14 protein-coding genes are annotated in these 18,791 nt (G+C 47.3%); 9 read left to right on the top strand and 5 right to left on the bottom strand.

Annotated elements, in window-relative coordinates:
* Positions 1–63 precede the first annotated feature (63 nt).
* Together rbsK and FHQ23_RS08300 are read left to right on the top strand one after the other, a co-directional pair.
* A complete protein-coding gene (rbsK, locus tag FHQ23_RS08305) occupies positions 64–1,002 on the top strand; it encodes a ribokinase (RefSeq protein WP_139613906.1) in 939 nt (312 codons plus the stop codon).
* A gap of 10 nt (positions 1,003–1,012) precedes the next feature.
* Positions 1,013–2,017 (top strand): substrate-binding domain-containing protein, encoded by a 1,005-nt coding sequence (locus tag FHQ23_RS08300; protein WP_139613905.1) that lies wholly within the window; start codon positions 1,013–1,015, stop codon positions 2,015–2,017.
* Between the two features lie 188 nt (positions 2,018–2,205).
* On the opposite strand, the gene pssA is transcribed toward FHQ23_RS08300, so the two are convergent.
* Positions 2,206–3,573 carry a CDP-diacylglycerol--serine O-phosphatidyltransferase gene (gene pssA, locus FHQ23_RS08295; RefSeq protein WP_139613904.1) on the bottom strand — a complete coding sequence of 456 codons (1,368 nt, stop codon included), beginning with the start codon at positions 3,571–3,573 and terminating at the stop codon, positions 2,206–2,208.
* 195 nt (positions 3,574–3,768) lie between these two features.
* On the opposite strand from pssA, the gene FHQ23_RS08290 reads away from it, so the two are divergent.
* Complete coding sequence (locus tag FHQ23_RS08290) at positions 3,769–5,037, top strand: TrmH family RNA methyltransferase (protein ID WP_139613903.1); 1,269 nt, start codon at positions 3,769–3,771, stop codon at positions 5,035–5,037.
* Between the two features lie 9 nt (positions 5,038–5,046).
* Here FHQ23_RS08290 and FHQ23_RS08285 read toward each other — a convergent pair whose 3' ends face one another.
* Positions 5,047–5,307, bottom strand: a complete 261-nt coding sequence (locus FHQ23_RS08285) for a YfhL family 4Fe-4S dicluster ferredoxin (protein WP_139611136.1) — start codon at positions 5,305–5,307, stop codon at positions 5,047–5,049.
* A 115-nt stretch (positions 5,308–5,422) separates the two neighbouring features.
* Here FHQ23_RS08285 and FHQ23_RS08280 point away from each other — a divergent pair, with 115 nt between their 5' ends.
* The 3 genes from FHQ23_RS08280 to fbaA all read left to right on the top strand — a co-directional run bounded on the left by FHQ23_RS08280 (position 5,423) and on the right by fbaA (position 8,703).
* Positions 5,423–6,118, top strand: coding sequence for a ribonuclease T2 family protein (locus tag FHQ23_RS08280; protein WP_139611135.1), 696 nt, complete (start codon positions 5,423–5,425; stop codon positions 6,116–6,118).
* A 267-nt stretch (positions 6,119–6,385) separates the two neighbouring features.
* Positions 6,386–7,549: a phosphoglycerate kinase gene (gene pgk, locus FHQ23_RS08275; RefSeq protein ID WP_139613902.1), complete on the top strand. Its 1,164-nt coding sequence runs from the start codon at positions 6,386–6,388 to the stop codon at positions 7,547–7,549.
* 74 nt (positions 7,550–7,623) lie between these two features.
* On the top strand, positions 7,624–8,703 hold the full coding sequence (gene fbaA, locus FHQ23_RS08270; RefSeq protein ID WP_139613901.1) for a class II fructose-bisphosphate aldolase: 1,080 nt from the start codon (positions 7,624–7,626) through the stop codon (positions 8,701–8,703).
* A gap of 91 nt (positions 8,704–8,794) precedes the next feature.
* Here the strand turns inward: fbaA and sodA are convergent, their stop codons facing one another.
* Both sodA and FHQ23_RS08260 read right to left on the bottom strand, forming a co-directional pair.
* Positions 8,795–9,439, bottom strand: coding sequence for a superoxide dismutase [Mn] (gene sodA / locus FHQ23_RS08265; protein ID WP_139613900.1), 645 nt, complete (start codon positions 9,437–9,439; stop codon positions 8,795–8,797).
* 244 nt (positions 9,440–9,683) lie between these two features.
* Positions 9,684–11,969 (bottom strand): NADP-dependent malic enzyme, encoded by a 2,286-nt coding sequence (locus FHQ23_RS08260; protein ID WP_139613899.1) that lies wholly within the window; start codon positions 11,967–11,969, stop codon positions 9,684–9,686.
* Positions 11,970–12,243: 274 nt separating this feature from the next.
* Between FHQ23_RS08260 and rsuA the strand changes: the two genes are divergently transcribed.
* The 3 genes from rsuA to treR are packed head-to-tail and all read left to right on the top strand — an operon-like array spanning position 12,244 to position 15,167.
* Complete coding sequence (rsuA, locus tag FHQ23_RS08255; RefSeq protein ID WP_139613908.1) at positions 12,244–12,939, top strand: 16S rRNA pseudouridine(516) synthase RsuA; 696 nt, start codon at positions 12,244–12,246, stop codon at positions 12,937–12,939.
* A 39-nt stretch (positions 12,940–12,978) separates the two neighbouring features.
* On the top strand, positions 12,979–14,190 hold the full coding sequence (locus tag FHQ23_RS08250; protein ID WP_139613898.1) for a Bcr/CflA family multidrug efflux MFS transporter: 1,212 nt from the start codon (positions 12,979–12,981) through the stop codon (positions 14,188–14,190).
* A gap of 11 nt (positions 14,191–14,201) precedes the next feature.
* The gene (treR, locus tag FHQ23_RS08245) at positions 14,202–15,167 is read left to right on the top strand and encodes a trehalose operon repressor TreR (RefSeq protein WP_139613897.1); all 966 of its coding nucleotides are present in this window, start codon (positions 14,202–14,204) and stop codon (positions 15,165–15,167) included.
* Positions 15,168–15,212: 45 nt separating this feature from the next.
* On the opposite strand, the gene nifJ is transcribed toward treR, so the two are convergent.
* Positions 15,213–18,788: a pyruvate:ferredoxin (flavodoxin) oxidoreductase gene (gene nifJ, locus FHQ23_RS08240; RefSeq protein ID WP_267963665.1), complete on the bottom strand. Its 3,576-nt coding sequence runs from the start codon at positions 18,786–18,788 to the stop codon at positions 15,213–15,215.
* Positions 18,789–18,791 lie beyond the last annotated feature (3 nt).

Here is an 18,791-nt window from a genome sequence, read left to right as displayed (position 1 = left end):
ATCTAGAGCGGAAATATCCGCCCGATTTGATGTAAAAATAAACTGATGTAAAGCAGGTAGTTTATGACACAAGCAAAAAAACTGGTGGTGCTGGGCAGCATCAATGCCGACCATGTTCTTGCCGTACCGCACTTTGTCAAACCGGGCGAAACCTTGGCAGGCAACAGTTATCATATCGCTTACGGTGGTAAAGGTGCCAATCAGGCAGTGGCGGCAGCACGTTTGGGAACACAGACTGATTTTATCGCCTGTATCGGTGACGACACTTTAGGCGCAGCGATGAAAGATGCGTTTGCACAGGACGGCATCAATATCGACAGTATTGTCACGATTCCGAATGAAATGAGTGGTATTGCGATGATTCAAGTCGCCGCCAACGGCGAAAATAGCATTGTATTGGCAGCCGGTGCTAATGCGTATTTAGATCGGACGTTAGTGGACAAATTTGCTGACAACATCGCACAAGCTGATGCGCTGCTGATGCAGTTGGAAACACCGTTATCAGGTATCATCGCCGCGGCTAAAATAGCCAAAGCTAACGGTACGCAAGTGATTTTAAATCCGGCACCAGCGCAGGTGCTGCCTGATGAATTGTTGTCGCAGCTGGATATGATCACCCCGAACGAAACCGAAACCGAGATTTTGACCGGGATTAAAGTCAATGATGAAGCCAGTGCCACACAGGCTGCCAACGTATTTCATCAAAAAGGCATTGCGACGGTGCTGATTACGTTAGGCGCAAAAGGCGTATTTGTCAGCGAAAAGAGTGGTTTTCGCGGCATTATTGCCGGTTTTCGCGTGCAGGCGGTAGATACCACTGCCGCAGGCGACACCTTTAACGGGGCTTTACTGACCGCACTTTTAGAACAAAAAAGTTTAGTGCAGGCAATCCGTTTTGCCCATGGCGCCGCAGCGATTTCGGTGACACGCAGCGGCGCACAACCGTCGATTCCGACCCGGCAACAGACGGACAATTTTCTCTTGGCTCAAGCGGAAACATAAGGGGAAGAAGATGGCGACGATGAAGGATATCGCCCGTTTGGCACAGGTTTCTACCTCGACGGTGTCGCACGTCATCAATAATTCCCGTTTTGTCAGCGATGAAATTCGCGATAAGGTGCTGGCAGTGGTGCGTGAGTTGAATTACACTCCGTCGGCACTGGCGCGCAGCTTAAAAATCAAAGAAACCAAAACCATCGGAATGCTGGTGACTGCCAGCGCTAATCCGTTTTTTGCCGAAGTGCTGCGCAGTGTGGAGCGCTATTGCCACCGACATCAATATAACTTGATTTTGTCTTATACCGATGGTGATGGCGAACGGCTGCAACGCAATCTGGAAACCTTGATCCGCAAACAGGTAGACGGCTTGATTTTGATGTGTTCCGAATCCCATTGGCAATTAAATGATGATATCAGCCAGCGGTTGCAGCTGCCGATGGTGATGCTTGACTGGTGGCCGGCCGCACTTAATGCGGATAAAGTACATGAAAATTCAGAATATGGTGGCTATCTGGCGACAAAAACCTTAATTGATGCCGGACACCGCGATATTGCGATTATCACTGGCAGTTTCAAAAAATCCCTGGCATTAAACCGTTTGAACGGTTATCAGACCGCACTTTCACAGGCAGGCATTCCATTCAGACAAGATCGGGTGTTCGAAAGCCATTTTGATATTGCCAGCGGCATTGAAAGCATGCAGCAGATCCTACGGCTTGATCCACACCCAAGTGCGGTATTTGCCTGTTCGGATACGATTGCCATCGGCGCTTATCAGGCGGTTTGGCGCGCTGGATTGCAAGTTGGCAAAGATATCTCGATTATCGGCTATGACAATATCGAACTGGCGCAATATCTGTCGCCACCGCTGACCACGATTCACCAGTCAAAAAATAATCTGGCGAAACAAGCGGTGGAAATGCTGTTGCAACGGATTAAACAACCAGATTCAGAAAACCGCACGTTAACCCTTGAACCGCACTTAGTATGGCGCGAATCGGTGGCACTGCGGGATTAAAATATAGGATTGATATGATCAAAGTAGGGGGCGATTGTATATCGCCCCGAACCGCACTTTGCATCTTTTCTTTATTTATTAAGTGCTTATACCGCACTTCGCAAACGGGCGGATATATAATCCTCCCCTACTTTGCCTCATCAAATATCTTTGTAATAATCTGCGTGTGGTTTCACCGCACCCTGATTTTACAGAACTAAGCGCACGATTTTATCGGCTTGTAAACGGCGGAAGCGGTTCAGTAGTTTTTTGACTTCCGGCGGATAGCTGTGCAGTTTTTCCAGTGCACGGTAGTGGTGAAGCTGCTGAGTATGTTGGCGAATGGTTTGCAGCTCACGTTGCACCTGCGGTTGCAATTGCTGCTGCGGATCTTGAATCAACAGCGCATTTTCTGCGTCCAACCGCCAAGCACGTGGGTTGAGGTTGTTGCCGGTCAACAAAATATAGTGATCATCGACCCATACCCCTTTCAGATGGTAGGAGTTATCGCCGTGTTGCCATAAACGCACGGTAAGTTGACCATTATTTAGCATTTTTTGCTGCTTTTTGCAGAAATTTCGCAAATTCATTTCATACAAATAAGGCAATGCTGCCGACATATTAAACGGTTTGTCCGGTGCAACATAAAAGTCGTTGGCCGTTTTGTCGCCGACAATAATTTCCACTGCTTTACCCTCTTTCAATAACTGTGCCAGTTGCAACCGTAGGCTGCGTGGAAAGTTGAAATAGGGGGTGCAGATGGTCAGTTTTTGCTGCACCACACTGAATAACGCCTCGATCACGGTATTCAATTGATTGCCGTTGGATAGCCCGAAAATCGGTGAAATCAGTAGTTGGTTTGGATCAAACTCGACTGTCTCACTGACGTGATATTGGCTGTGTTGGCTGAGTTTTTTCCGATAGTGGCGAATTGCAGGGCGGATGCTTTTGTCTTTACGAACCGGCTGATCTAAACGTTGAACCGCACTTTGATCGTTCAGGCAGTCGTTTAAAAATGCGACAAAACTGTCGGCTAACGCACGGTTACGGATTTTTTGGTAGCGGTCATAACGATATTTATCTTGTTGATGCAAATAAACATTATTAATACTGGCGCCACTGTAGAGAATGGTGTCGTCAAATACTGAGCCTTTAATATGCAACACCCCGAACAATTCGCGGGTGTTGATCGGCACGCCGTGGAAAGCGATGTCGTTTTGTGGATCCAACGCATATTTTTGGCGTTGTTCGGCGTACCATTCGGCGTTGGTTTGTTGGATTTCAGCACCGATTAAACCACGCTGTGCCCGGTGGAAATCAACAAAAACTTGGATGTCCAAGTGCGGATTACGTTGTTTCGCTTGATATAATTCAGCCAGCATTTCTTGGCCGGCTTCATCGTTTTGCCAGTAAAGTGCGGTAATGTAAATGCGTGTTTTTGCCTGCCGAATCAGCTGAATAAAGTGCTGTTTGTAGTCTGCGGTAGAGTAAATAAACTCTACATCGCCTGCCGCTTGCGGCAGAAACGGCAGAGCGTGTAGCTGATGCAGAGACTGACGATATTTAGTATTCAGCATAGTAAATAATAAAAGTATTAAAATTTAAAAAGGACATTAAAGTGATTTAGTTTACCTGCCTTAATTCAGTTTGAACAGGGTTTTGCCGAGAAGTTTGCTTAAATTGGAATAAAAATTTGCTATAATCGGCACCATATCACGTTTGTATGTTGGCGCATATAAACTCTTTTCAGCCATCAACCTATAGGCACCTGCATGAACGATAAATCCAACCGCAAACCTGCATTTCAACAACCTAAATCCGGTAGCCGTTTTTCGGCGAAAGAGCCGCGTGGCGAGCGCAGCTCACAGCGCAATTCTCGCAATGACGGCGGACGCGCCGAACCACGCGGTGACAGACAGGAAAAACGTTTTTCAGAAAACCGCACTTTTGATAAACGCACTTCAGATAAACCTCGTTTTGAGAACCGCACTTCGGAGGATCGCTGTCGATTCAACGATAAAGAAGGTGAGCGTAGCGAACGGAGAGCGCCACGTCAAAACCGAGAAGGAGGGCGTGATGATCGTAGCCGTGATAACCGCAGCAGTGATAACCGTAACCGCGATCGTGATAACCGCAGCAGAGACAATCGAGAGCGTCAGGATAGCGCAACACCTGCCTTTGTCTGGGGCGAACGGGAAATGAAGGCGACTAAAGCCGGTAAAAATAGCGAAGGCAGCGTTAAGGTGATGATTAAAGGTGACGTCGCTGGAGAGAAAAAAACCGGTCCGTTGTCACCGCGTGCACCGGAAAAAATCCGCAAGAACCGCAATGAAGAGATGAAAATCTATGGTGAAGCCGCCTGTTTGGCGCTGTTCCGACAGCGCCCGGAAAGTATTGTGCGTTTGTGGACCAATATTGAAACCAGCCACCGCATCGGCAAGCTGACCAGCTATTTAGCCACAGCGAAAAAAGCGTATCATGTGGTGGACAATGCCGAATTGGCGTTGGTGAGCGGTAGCGAACATCATGGCGGAATTTGTATGCTGGTCAAAAAAGCAACACCGATGAATTTGGAAGCGTATCTAAAAACCGCCAAATTGCAAGATTGTGTGCTGTTGCTCGACGGCATTGATAATGCTTATAATGTTGGCGGTGTGATCCGCACCGCTGCGTACTATGGCGTAAAGGGCATTGTTTGTGAAAGTGCGGACAAGTTGTATTCTGCCGCTGCCGCCAGAGTAGCGGAGGGGGCGATGGAGCATATTTATGCATTGGAAAGCAGCAGCACTGAAATGGCATTGCAAGCGTTGAAAAACGCTGGTTATCAATTGGTTGCAGTTACGGCAAACAAACAGGCGCAACCGTTGGATAAAGTGGTGTTAAGCGATAAAGTGGCGTTTGTTCTCAGTGAAACAATACCGGCGCAAGTCAATCCATTGATCGAGCAATCGGTGGTATTGTCGTTTGAAAATCCGTTGAATAGCGGTCTGAATGTCGCAGTTAACTGTGGCGTTTTGTTGTCGCGTTGGTATTTCCGCTAACGGGATAACTTAAAGCTTATCTGAATGGTGCAGCAGAGCAAAGCGCTCCCAGAGTGTGTCTTCCGATTCGATATGGTCTGGATCCGTAATAATGCAATGATTAATCGGGCAGACTTTTTGGCAGGTCGGGATATCGTAGTGCCCGACACATTCGGTGCAGAGGGCGGGGTCAATCACATAGATTTCTTCGCCCATGCTGATCGCCTGATTTGGGCATTCAGGTTCGCACATATCGCAGTTGGTGCATTTTTCGGTGATCAGCAGCGCCATAAATATTGTCTCAAATTTTTAATATCGGTATTGGCTTAAAAAGCGGATGATTATAATCAAAGTCGCCGAAAAAACCAACAACGTTAATCTTTAAATTTTTATTGAAAAAACTGTTATGCAACTAAATTCATCTAAAATTTCGCAGCTGGCGCTGTTTATTGTTCTGTTTTTTGCTTTGATTTTAAGTGCGCTGTATTTTTCCTACCGTCAAAAAGCCTCGATTGATGCTGTGTTGGAGAGCGATTATGATGTTTCGATGGCAAGGGATTCCATCGGACAGAATAAAAATGCAAAAACCGGCTACTACACTTTAGTGCTTTCATGGTCACCGGGTTATTGCCAGAATCTGCGTGCCAGCAATGCCGGGGCGATTCCTAAAGCAGCAGCTTATCAATGTGGTGAAACCCAGAAGTTTGGCTGGGTTATTCACGGCTTGTGGCCACAGAGTGCGACTGCTCGTCGGGTGAGTGATCATCCACGTTTTTGCCAAGGTGATTTGCCGCCGTTAGAAGTGGCACTATTGGAGAAATATCTGGCACACTCTCCGAGTTTGCAGCTGTTGCAGGGCGAATGGGAAAAACACGGCGCTTGTGCGTTTAGTCAGCCCAAGGACTATTTTGACAAGCAGCAAGAACTGTTTCAGAGCTTGAAATTGCCGGATTATGATCTGAAACGTTCAGATTTATTTGCTTGGTTGCGGCGTAATAACCCACAGTTAAGCGGTAAATATTTGGGGGCCGGACGTGATGAGCTGCAAATTTGCTATGATTTAGCATGGCAGGTGATCAATTGCCCGAAAATCCGATTCTAGCAAAATTAAAAAATTCTGGTTTAAAGTGCCGGAATTGCAAAAGAAATGTGTTCAAAGTGTTAAAAATAACCGCTGTTATTGACAAAAAAGTAGATAGCTTCTGCTAGAAAATGGTTTTGGCGGTATAATCAAAAGCATTCAAACGGAATAATTTCAAACATTAAAATTTTACATTGTGGCGCTAGATTAAATTGCTATAATCAATCCGCTACGGTACACAGAAATCGCTGTAAAATTATCAATCACAATTAAATAAGAGGACTTATTATGTCAGTAATTAAAATGACCGACTTGGATTTGGCGGGTAAACGTGTTCTTATTCGTTCCGATTTAAACGTACCTGTGAAAGACGGGAAAGTGACTTCCGACGCACGTATCAAAGCATCGATCCCGACGATTGAGCTGGCGCTGAAGCAAGGTGCGAAAGTGATGGTTACTTCCCACTTCGGTCGTCCTACGGAAGGCGAATATAATCCAGAATATTCGTTACAGCCGGTGGTTGATTATTTGAACAACGCATTAGATGTGCCGGTGCGCTTAGTTAAAGATTATTTGGATGGGGTAGACCTTGCTCCAAATGAATTGGTGGTGTTGGAAAATGTACGTTTTAATAAAGGCGAAAAGAAAAACGAAGACGAATTGACCAAAAAATATGCTGCGCTTTGCGATGTATTTGTAATGGATGCCTTCGGTACCGCGCACCGCGCACAAGGTTCAACCCACGGCGTGGCGAAATTTGCCACAGTAGCCTGTGCCGGTCCATTATTAGCGAATGAGTTGGATGCTTTAGGCAAAGCACTGAAAAGCCCGGCCCGCCCAATGATTGCCATTGTTGGGGGTTCTAAAGTATCAACTAAATTAACGGTTTTAGACTCTTTGTCAAAAATCGCTGACCAACTGATTGTAGGTGGCGGTATTTCCAATACCTTTGTTGCTGCGCAAGGCTTGAATGTCGGGCAATCGCTGTATGAAGCCGATTTGATTCCGGAAGCACAGCGTTTAATGCAAATTGCAGAAATTCCATTGCCGAGTGATGTGCGTGTTGCTACTGAATTTTCTGAAACTGCACCGGCAATCGAAAAAGCAGTAACAGATGTGCAAGACAACGAACAAATTTTGGATCTGGGTGATCAATCGGCAGAAGTGCTGGCAGAAATCATCCGTGGTGCCAAAACTATTCTGTGGAATGGCCCAGTCGGGGTGTTTGAATTCCCTAATTTCCGTAAAGGTACTGAAATTGTAGCAAAAGCAATTGCAGACAGTGACGCTTTCTCGATTGCGGGCGGCGGTGACACTTTAGCGGCAATCGATTTGTTTGGTATTGCCGACAAAATCTCTTATATTTCAACCGGTGGTGGCGCATTCTTAGAGTTCGTTGAAGGCAAAGTATTGCCGGCAGTGGCGATTTTGGAAGAACGTGCTAAAGCATAAACCGCACTTGAGTTAATCCGATTTATCAACTTTGAGAGTTGTAACAGCTCTCGTTTAAACATAGGAAATCTACCATGTCAAAATTATTAGATATTGTAAAACCGGGCGTTGTTACCGGCGATGATGTACAAAAAGTTTTTGCTTATGCTAAACAGCACGGCTTTGCTTTGCCGGCGGTAAACTGCGTCGGTACCGATTCAGTGAATGCCGTGTTGGAAACTGCAGCACGTGTTAAAGCACCGGTCATTGTGCAGTTTTCTAACGGTGGGGCTCAATTTTATGCGGGTAAAGGTATCAAACCAACCGATGGTTCTCGTCCGGACGTGCTGGGTGCGGTCGCTGGTGCAAAACATGTTCATCAACTGGCAGAACATTACGGGGTGCCGGTGATTTTGCATACCGACCATGCCGCTAAAAAATTGTTACCATGGATCGACGGTTTATTAGATGCCGGTGAAAAACACTTTGCAGAAACCGGTAAACCGCTGTTTTCTTCACACATGATCGATCTTTCCGAAGAGCCGATGGAAGAAAATATGGCGATTTGCCGTGAATACTTAGCACGTATGTCAAAAATGGGCATGACGCTTGAGATTGAAATCGGTATCACTGGCGGCGAAGAAGACGGTGTGGATAATTCCGGTGTTGATGAATCTAAATTGTATACACAGCCAGAAGATGTGCTGTATGTTTATGACCAACTGAATCCAGTTAGCCCACGCTTCACCATCGCAGCAGCATTTGGTAACGTGCACGGTGTGTACAAACCAGGTAACGTGAAGTTAAAACCATCTATTTTAGGCGCATCGCAAGAATTCGTCTCTAAAGAACGTAATTTACCGCCGAAATCAATGGACTTCGTGTTCCATGGTGGTTCTGGTTCTTCAACTGCAGAAATCCGCGAAGCGATCAGCTACGGTGCGATCAAAATGAACATCGACACTGATACCCAATGGGCAGCTTGGGAAGGTATTCTGAACTTCTATAAAGCGAATGAAGCTTATTTACAAGGTCAGCTGGGCAATCCAGAAGGCGCAGATTCTCCGAACAAAAAATACTACGATCCGCGTGTTTGGTTGCGTAAATCAGAAGAAGCCTTGTCCAAACGTTTGGAACAGTCTTTCGATGACTTAAATTGCCGTGATGTACTGTAATTGCGGCTAGTTTGAAGCGCCATGAATAAGGCGCTTCTGCTCATAATAAAAAAGCACTCGTGTTGAGTGCTTTTTACGTTTTATTAATAGGTTATTTACTGTGACAGCAACAATCAGAGGCTTTTTTATCAAAGCGAGCGGCTGCTTCGTCCCAGTTGACGACGCTCCAGAAGGCTTTGATGTAGTCTGGGCGACGGTTTTGATACTTCAGATAATAGGCGTGTTCCCAAACATCCAAGCCTAAAATCGGGAAGCCTGCGACACCTGCAACCTCTTTGCCCATCAATGGCGAGTCTTGGTTGGCGGTGGAGACAACGGATAATTTGCCGTCATTTAGCACTAACCATGCCCAACCTGAACCGAAGCGGGTTGTTGCCGCTTTTTCAAATTCTGCTTGGAACGCTTCAACAGAGCCGAAATCGCGCACGATAGCCTCTTTCAATGCGCCTTGTAAAGTGGTGCCTAATTTCAGCCCTTTCCAGAACAGTGAATGGTTAGCGTGTCCACCGGCATTGTTGCGAAGTGCGGTGCGTTTGTCCGCTGGGATTTTGTCTAAATTAGCAATCAGTTCACCGGGACATTTGTCTTGCCATTCCGGCAAGGTTTCTAACACCGCATTGGCGTTATTCACATAGGCTTGGTGGTGTTTGGAATGGTGAATTTCCATGGTTTGCTTGTCAAAGTGCGGTTCTAATGCATCGTAGGCATAAGGTAATTCAGGTAGAGTATAAGCCATTTTCATTTCCTCATTTGGTTGAATAAAGCGCTAAAAATAATACTTCAGTAATACTTCGTTAGGATGAAGCGAATTGAGTTTTCGATGCTCAGTGTAGCAAAGAAATTGATCGAGATCATTAAATGTTTAGGGTCTGTTATGTCAGATTAGATTTCGCATAAAAAATAGAAAGGCAGAATGTTTATTTTCTGCCTTTTGTCGCTTAAGTCAGCTTGTAGCTAACCGCACTTTTATGCTCGTTGCCTTACTCTTGGTTATCTTTAGAAGCATTAACTGCCGCTACAGCCACCATGTTGATGATGCGGCGCACCGAAGCCACCGGCGTCAGAATATGAGCCGATTGGCGCAAGCCCATCAACATTGGTCCAACGGTGATTGCCGTGGTTGCCGAGCGCAGCAGGTTGTAGCCTATCCGTGCTGCTTCCATATTCGGCATCACCAATAAGTTAGCGCCGCCTTTCAATGGGCTGTCCGGCATAATGTTTTTACGCAATTTTTCGGACAAGGCGATATCAGCATGCATTTCGCCATCGATAATCAGAGTTGGATCACGTTGTTGCACCAATTGTAACACTTTACGCATTTTGACCGCACTTGGGTGATCGCTGGCGCCATAGTTGGAGTGAGAAATCAATGCCACTTGCGGTTCAATTCCAAAGCGACGCACTTCTTCTGCTGCCATTAGCGTGATTTCCGCCAAAGATTCTGCATCCGGATCTTGGTTGACGAAAGCATCAGTGACAAACACGTTGCCACTTGGCATCACCAAGCCATTGACCGTAGCGGCGGTTTTCACACCGTCTTTTAAGCCAATTACGTTACGGATAGATTTGAGGTGATCGGCATAAGAGCCGACCAATCCGCAAATCATACCGTCGGCTTGCCCCAGGTTCACCAACATTGCGGCGATTGTGGTCGGGTTGATCCGAATCTCTTGTTTTGCTAAGGCTGGGGTGATGCCACGACGTTTCATGATGTCGTAATAGCCTTTCCAGCAAGTTTCGTAGCGTTCGTCCTTTTCAATATTGATAATCTCGAACTCTTTGCCTTCTTCAATTTGTAAACCAAGCTGTTTGATCCGCTGTTTGATTACGTCCGGACGACCAATTAGAATTGGCAATGCGATTTCCAATGTTGCAATTTCTTGCACAGCGTGTAATACGCGCGGCTCTTCGCCGTCGGAAATGATAATCCGTTTTTTATCAAGACGAGCCTGAGCGAAAATCGGTTTCATGAACAGATTGGTTTTATACACAAACTGAGTCAGTTTTTCGATATAAACGCTGAAATCAGTAATTGGACGCAACGCCACCCCAGAGTCCATAGCCGCTTTGGCGACCGCTGGGGCTATTTTGATGATTAAACGTGGATCAAATGGTTTTGGAATCAAGTATTCCGGACCGAATGCCAGTTCTTGATCACCGTAAGCAGAGGAGACCACATCACTTTGTTCCGCATGCGCCAGTTCGGCAATCGCATGCACGGCAGCCAGTTTCATCTCTTCGTTAATGGTGGTAGCACCCACATCTAAAGCGCCGCGGAAGATAAATGGGAAACACAATACGTTATTGACCTGATTCGGGAAATCCGAGCGGCCGGTGCAGACAATCGCATCTGGACGTACTGCTTTGGCATCCGGTGGCAGAATTTCCGGATCCGGATTAGCAAGCGCCAAAATAATTGGGCTTGGTCCCATGCTTTTGACCATTTCTTGGGTTAAAGCACCAGCGGCGGAACAACCCAAGAAAATATCGGCATTTGGAATGGCATCTGCCAGATGACGAGTGCCGTTATCTTCAATGGCATAAAACTTTTTGGTTTCATCCATGCGATCGGCATCTTCACGCTGTTTGTAAATCACCCCTTTGGAATCACAAACGGTGATGTTTTGTTTTTCCATGCCCAACGCACGCAATAAATTCAAACAGGCAATAGCCGATGCACCTGCACCGGAAACGACCAGTTTAACATTTTTGATGTCTTTATTGACCACACGTAAGCCGTTGATTACCGCGGCGGCACAGATGATGGCGGTGCCGTGTTGGTCATCGTGGAATACCGGAATTTTCATTCGTTCACGCAGTTTTTTCTCAATATAGAAACATTCCGGTGCTTTGATATCTTCTAAGTTGATGCCGCCGAAAGTGGGTTCGAGCGAGGCGATAATCTCGACCAGTTTGTCCGGATCGCGCTCGTCAATTTCGATGTCGAACACATCAACGCCGGCAAATTTTTTAAACAAGACGCCTTTGCCTTCCATCACTGGTTTGCCTGCCAAAGCACCGATATTGCCTAAACCGAGCACCGCAGTGCCGTTGGAGATCACCCCGACCAAATTACCACGAGCAGTGTATTTATAAGCCGCCAGCGGATCTTGTTGAATTTCCAGACATGGAATGGCGACTCCCGGTGAGTAGGCAAGCGCCAGATCACGTTGGGTGGCGAGGGATTTGGTTGGGGTTACTTCGATTTTTCCCGGAATCGGAAATTCATGAAAATCAAGAGCAGCTTGGCGCAGTTGTTTATCCATTGTCTAATCCTTATCAATACAGGTTGTAAATAGGTTGAATTGGTTTGATCAAAATGTTAAGGAGTAAATTATACGCCTTATTTCAGTATTGTTGAGGATTGTTCAAGGAGTATGTGATATGGAACACATATTTTTTGGTGAAATGCTTTTCAAGTCATCGAGTATTTAAGTGAATTTAATCGACGATAATTTAGCTTAGCAACTGTATCTTTAAGGTTAAAGGGGTACAATATGCGCAATAGGTGATAGTAAAAATAAAAATGAAAGGTTGATGATGCGTTTAGATAAATTTTTGGCAGAGCAGAGTGGGTTGACCCGTTCGCAAGTGGGGAAAACCCTACGCAGTGGGGTGGTTACGGTAAACGGTGCGGTGATAAAATCCGGCGCAACCCACATTTCATCGGCGGATCAGATTCTGTTTGACGGCGAGTTATTGCAGTGGCTGGAAGCCGGACAATACTTGATGTTACATAAACCGGCAGGGTATATTTGTTCCCATGACGACGGCGAATACCCAACGGTATACCAATTATTTGATTATCCGCTCAGAAATAAATTGCACTCTGTCGGGCGCTTGGATGTCGATACCACCGGGCTGGTGTTATTGACCGATGATGGGCAATGGTCACACCGTATCACCTCCCCCAAATTTCAATGTGAAAAAACCTATTTGGTGACGCTGGCGGATCCGATCGAAAGTAACTATCAAAGTGCGGTTGAGCAGGGCATTTTATTACGAGGGGAACAAGCGCCGACCAAACCAGCCAAACTTGAGATTGTGGACGACTACAATCTGAATTTAACCATCAGTGAAGGGCGCTACCATCAGGTGAAACGTATGTTTGCGGCGTTGGGGAATAAAGTGGTCGGACTGCACCGTTGGCGGATTGGCGCAGTAATGTTGGATGAGTCGTTGGACGAAGGCGAATACCGCACGTTGACAGCGGCAGAGGTAGTCGGCTTTAAATGATATAGTAGTAGCCATTTGATGTTGAAATCAGGAACGAGAATGTTACAGACAGAAAAGATAAGACAAATTAAAAAAAGCCCGATTTTCGTGTTAATTTTGGGGATTTTAGCCATGCTGCCGCCGTTGGCAATCGATATGTATCTGCCATCGTTTTTGGATATTGCCCGTGATTTAAGTGTGAATTCAGAGCGGGTGCAAAATACGCTGGCGCTGTTTACGCTGGGTTTTGCAGTCGGGCAATTACTGTGGGGACCGGCAGCAGACAGTTTCGGACGCAAGCCGGTGATTATGATTGGTACACTTATTTTTGCGCTGACCGCACTTTTCCTGACGCAGGTGGACAACATTCAAGATTTCCTGATTTTGCGCTTTATTCAAGGCTTTTTTGGTGCGGCACCAGCGGTAGTATTGGGGGCATTGTTGCGAGATTTGTTTTCGAAAAACTATTTTTCCAAAATGATGTCGATGATTATGTTAGTGTCGATGATTGCACCACTGTTGGCGCCGTTTATTGGCGGTTATCTGGCTAAATTCTTCCATTGGCATTCTATTTTTTATGTGTTGGCGTTTTTTGGGATTTTAAGCTGTTTGCTGGTGTTTTGGAAAATTCCGGAATCTCATCCAGTCGAAAAACGTGTGCCGTTTAGCTTGAAAGTCGTGATGCGAAATTTCGCTTCGTTGATTCGGGTGAAAGCAGTGGTCGGCTATGTATTGGCAGGGGCTTTCTCATTTGCCGGAATGTTCTCGTTTTTAACCTCCGGTTCGATTGTGTATATTGATATTTACGGGGTAGCGCCGGAGCATTTTGGTTATTTCTTTGTGATGAACATGACGGTGTTGATTCTGTTTACTTCAATTAATGGCAAAATGGTGCTGCAAGTCGGTGCGGAAAAAATGCTGCGTTTTGGGTTAAGCATACAATTTTTAGCGGGTGTTTGGCTGCTATTGGTTGCGATGCTAGACTTGGGATTTTGGGCGATGGCACTGGGTGTTTCTGCCTTTGTTGGCATGTTGTCGATTATCGGCTCTAATGCGATGGCAGCGATTTTGGATCGCTTTCCGCAGGTTGCCGGTACCGCCAATTCCTTAGCTGGCACGATCCGTTTTGGCGTCGGCGCGATAGTCGGTTTTTTAATTGCGTTGGTGCCGATTACCAATGCGGTACCGATGTTGCTGTCGATGTTTTTATGCACCTTGTTGTCGGTGTTGAGTTACTATTTTTTAACTTACCGCAGCCTTAAATCAGCATAAGATTCAGCACGATGAAATTAACCATCAAAGATATTGCACGTTTAAGCGGCGTCGGGAAATCAACAGTTTCACGGGTGCTGAATAATGAGCCGAATGTCAGCGAAGCCACCAAAGCGCAGGTGTTGGCAGTGGTCGAAGAATACAATTTCCAACCGTCACGCAGCGCTCGGGCGATGCGTGGCATTGAGAATCGAGTGGTCGGGATCATCGTCACTCGGTTAGATTCGCCATCGGAAAATCGGGTGCTACGCGGTATTCTGAATGCGTTGCAGCAGGACGGCAGCGAACATTTTATTGTCGAAAGCCGTTTTGAGCCAAAATTGGTGGAAGAGCATTTGCGTTTTTTCGCACAGCGCCGTGTTGACGGAGTGATTGTGTTTGGTTTTAGCCAATTGCAACAAGAATCGCTGTTACCCTATAAGCAAAAATTGGTGGTGGTGGCACAGCATTATGCCGAACTGTCCTCGGTGTACTACGATAATTACGCCTCGATTCGGCTGCTGATGCAGCGCCTGTATCAACAGGGGCATCGGCAGATCGTCTATCTCGGCGTGACGTTGGATGATCACACCACGGGGCTATTGCGCTATCAGGCTTATCTCGATTTTTGCACCGAAAAACAACTCGAACCGCACTTTGCTTTAGGTTCACTGGATTATCATAATGCTTATCAACAAGCACCTTTAGTAATCACTAAACAGACCGAGGCGGTGGTTTGTGCCACCGACAGTATCGCAATTGCTGTCAACAAATATTTGCAGCAGCAACAACGCAGCGATATTCAAGTTTGTGGTGTCGGCAACAACAAGCTGCTGAAATTTCTGTTTCCGCAAACCTTGAGTATCGAGTTCGGACTGTATCGTGCCGGAGAACGCGCACTGCAACAGCTGCTACGCTTGCTGGCGCAACCGGAGCGGATCGAACACGTTTGTGTGGCTTGCCATTTTCCCGAAGAGATAACCCATCAGGGCGAATGATAAGATCCGCCCTTTGTTGCTGACGCTGACTAGCAATGCCGCCCGTTATTCCACATAAGGATCAAAAATGGTGGCTTTACGGGTCGCCATTTCTTCATAAAGGCTCCATTTCCGATTGGCCACTTTTTGCGCCCGAACCGCAATGTCGGCGGCTTCTTGCGGGTGTTGCCGTTGTAGCATTTGGAAGCGGGTTTCGTGGCTGCGGTACTCTTCCAGCGGTACGCTCGGACGTAAACTGTCGAGTGAAAACGGAATTTCCCCCACCTCTTTTAATGCCGGGTTGTAGCGGAACAATGGCCAGTGTCCGGATTTGACCGCTCTTTGCTGCTGTTGCAAGCCCTCTTCCATTTGAATGCCGTGGGCGATGCAGTGGCTGTAGGCAATGATGAGTGACGGCCCTTGATAGGCTTCGGCTTCGCGCATCGCCAGCAACGCTTGTTGTGGATCGGCGCCAAAGGCAATCCGTGCCACATAGACATTGTTGTAGGTGATCGCCTGCATCGCAATATCTTTTTTGCTTGCTTGTTTGCCGGAAGCGGCGAATTTGGCAACGGCACCGAGCGGGGTGGATTTCGACATTTGCCCGCCGGTATTGGAGTACACTTCGGTATCCATCACCAAAATATTGACATCGGCGCCGCTGGCCAGTACATGATCCAAGCCGCTGTAACCAATGTCATAAGCCCAACCGTCGCCACCGACGATCCAGATGGAACGACGGATCAGGTGATCGGCAACCGACTTTAAGTTAAGCGCACTGTCGCTACCGATGTCGCTTAACCGCACTTTCAGTTCGGCGACCCGTTTGATTTGCGCCTGAATCTGAGATTCGGTTTTCTGTTCGCTGTGCAGCAGTTGCTCGACTAGTTTCGGCGCCAAGTGCGGTGCTTGTTGGCGCAATAATTCCTGCGCCAATTGCTGGTGTTTGCTTTCAGCTAGACGGAAACCAAAGCCGAACTCGGCATTGTCTTCAAACAGCGAGTTCGACCATGCCGGGCCGCGACCATCGGCATTTTTACTCCAAGGTGTGGTCGGCAAATTGCCACCATAAATCGAGGAGCAGCCGGTGGCATTGGCGATCATCAACCGATCGCCGAACAGACGTGATAGCAAGCTGAGATACGGCGTTTCGCCGCAACCGCTGCAAGCACCGCTGAACTCAAACAGCGGTTGTAGGAACTGCACGCCACGTACATTGGAAAAATCGATTTTTGCCCGATCGTTATACGGAATGGTTTCAAAGAACGTCAGGCTCTGTTTTTCCTGCTCCAGATACGGGGTTTTTTCGTGCATATTAAGCGCTTTATGGCTCGGATTATCCAAATCGGTCATCGGGCAGGCATCGACACACAGCGAGCAGCCGGTGCAGTCTTCCGGATAGAGCTGAATGGTGTAGCGGGTGTCTGGAAAGCCACGTGCGGTGGTCATCGCAGAACGGAATCCGGGCGGCGCTTGTTCCAGCAGTTCTTTGTGGTAGAACTTGGCACGAATGGCGCTGTGCGGACAAACAAAACTGCAATTGCCGCATTGAATGCAAAGTGCTTGATCCCAAATTGGGATATTTTGTGCAATGTTGCGTTTTTCCCATTGGGTGGTTGCCGATGGATACGTGCCGTCCGGCGGCAGCATCGACACCGGAATCAAATCGCCTTTGCCCGCCATCATTTGTGCGGTAACTTGACGCACAAATTCCGGTGCTTTGCTTGAAACCGGTTGATAAGCCTGTTCAAGTGCGGTCACCTGTGCCGGAATATTCACCGGATAAAGATGGGTCAGAGTATGATCGACAGCGGCAAAATTCTTTTGCACCACCGCTTCACCTTTGCGCAAGTAGGTTTTCTCAATCGCTTTTTTGATTTTGGCAATCGCCTTGTCTTTTGCCATCACGTTGGAAAGGGCAAAAAAGCAAGTCTGCATAATGGTGTTGATGCGGTTGCCCATGGCGGTGTCTTTCGCCACTTTGTAAGCATCGATCACATATAGTTTAATCTTTTTATCGATAATCTGCCGCTGCACCGCACTTGGCAGTTTGTCCCAAATGCTATCGGCAGCATGCTGGCTGTTGAGCAGAAAAGTGGCATTGGGGGCGGCGTTGCCCAACATATCGGTGATTTGTAAAAAGGTTTCCTGATGACAGGCGATAAAATTCGCCGATTGAATCAGATACGGGCTGTTGATCGGGTTTGAACCGAATCGCAGGTGGGAAATGGTTTGTGAGCCGGATTTTTTCGAGTCGTACACAAAATAGCCTTGTGCGAAATAGTCCGGATCATCACCGATAATTTTAATCGTATTTTTATTGGCGCCAACCGTGCCGTCTGCACCTAAGCCGTAAAACATCGCGCGCACGGTGTCTTGACTTTCGATAGCATAACTTGGGTCAACCGTCAGGCTGGTGTGTGTGAGATCGTCGCTGATACCGACCGTAAAATGTTGTTTCGGATGGGATTGTTTCAGCTCGTCAAACACCGCTTTCACCATTGCCGGGGTAAACTCTTTACTTGACAGCCCGTAGCGTCCGGCGATTAGTTTTGGAAAAATCGGCAACCGCTCTTGGTTTTCGATAAGTGCGGTCAGGATATCCTGATACAGCGGCTCGCCGTTGCAGCCCGGTTCTTTGGTGCGATCCAACACGGCAATCCGTTTGACACTGTGCGGCAGTTCCGCCAACAGATGTTCGGCGCTTAGCGGGCGGTATAACCGCACTTGGATTGCGCCCAGTTTCTCGCCTTTGGCATTCAGATCACGCAGGGTCTCTTTCACGGTTTCAATGCCGGAACCCATGGCGATAATCACCGATTCCGCTTCGGGATCACCGTAATATTCGATGATTTTATACTGCCGTCCGGTCAACTCAGCCAACTGTTGCATTTTTTGTGCCACAATATTGGGCGTGTTTTGATAATACAAATTGACCGATTCGCGCGCCTGAAAATAGACGTCCGGATTTTGTGCCGTGCCGCGAATAAATGGATTGTCCGGGCTTAACCCTCTGGCGCGATGGGCCCGGACCAACTCGTCGGGGATCATCGCTTTGACTGCTTGGTCATCAATCAGCGCAATCTTATTGACTTCATGGGAGGTGCGAAAACCATCGAAAAAATGGATAAACGGAATGCGGGCGGAAAGCGTGGCAGCATGAGCAATCAGCGCCATATCATGGCTTTCCTGTACCGATGAAGCCGCCAACATCGCAAAACCAGTGGTGCGTGCTGCCATCACGTCTTGATGGTCGCCGAAAATCGAGAGACCTTGTGCTGCCAGCGAACGTGCTGCGACATGGAACACTGCCGAGGTCAATTCACCGGCAATTTTATACATATTCGGCAACATCAACATCAGCCCTTGTGAAGCTGTGAAGGTGGTGGTTAGTGCGCCGCTTTGCAGCGCACCGTGTACCGCCCCGGCAGCGCCGCCTTCACTTTGCATTTCGGCAACCAGTGGAATATTGCCCCAGATATTTTTCTGTTGTTCCGCAACCCACAAATCGACCAGTTCCGCCATGGTGGAGGACGGGGTAATCGGATAGATCGCACAGACTTCACTGACACGATAGGCAATTGATGCGGTGGCTTCGCTGCCATCGCAGGTGATCATTTTAGCATTGAATTGACTCATCATTTT

It is taken from the genome of Testudinibacter crocodili (assembly GCF_006228025.1).
Classification (GTDB): Bacteria; Pseudomonadota; Gammaproteobacteria; order Enterobacterales; family Pasteurellaceae; genus Chelonobacter.
Note: the sequence above shows the minus strand (reverse complement) of the source record. Positions and strands in the feature narration are given on the sequence as shown.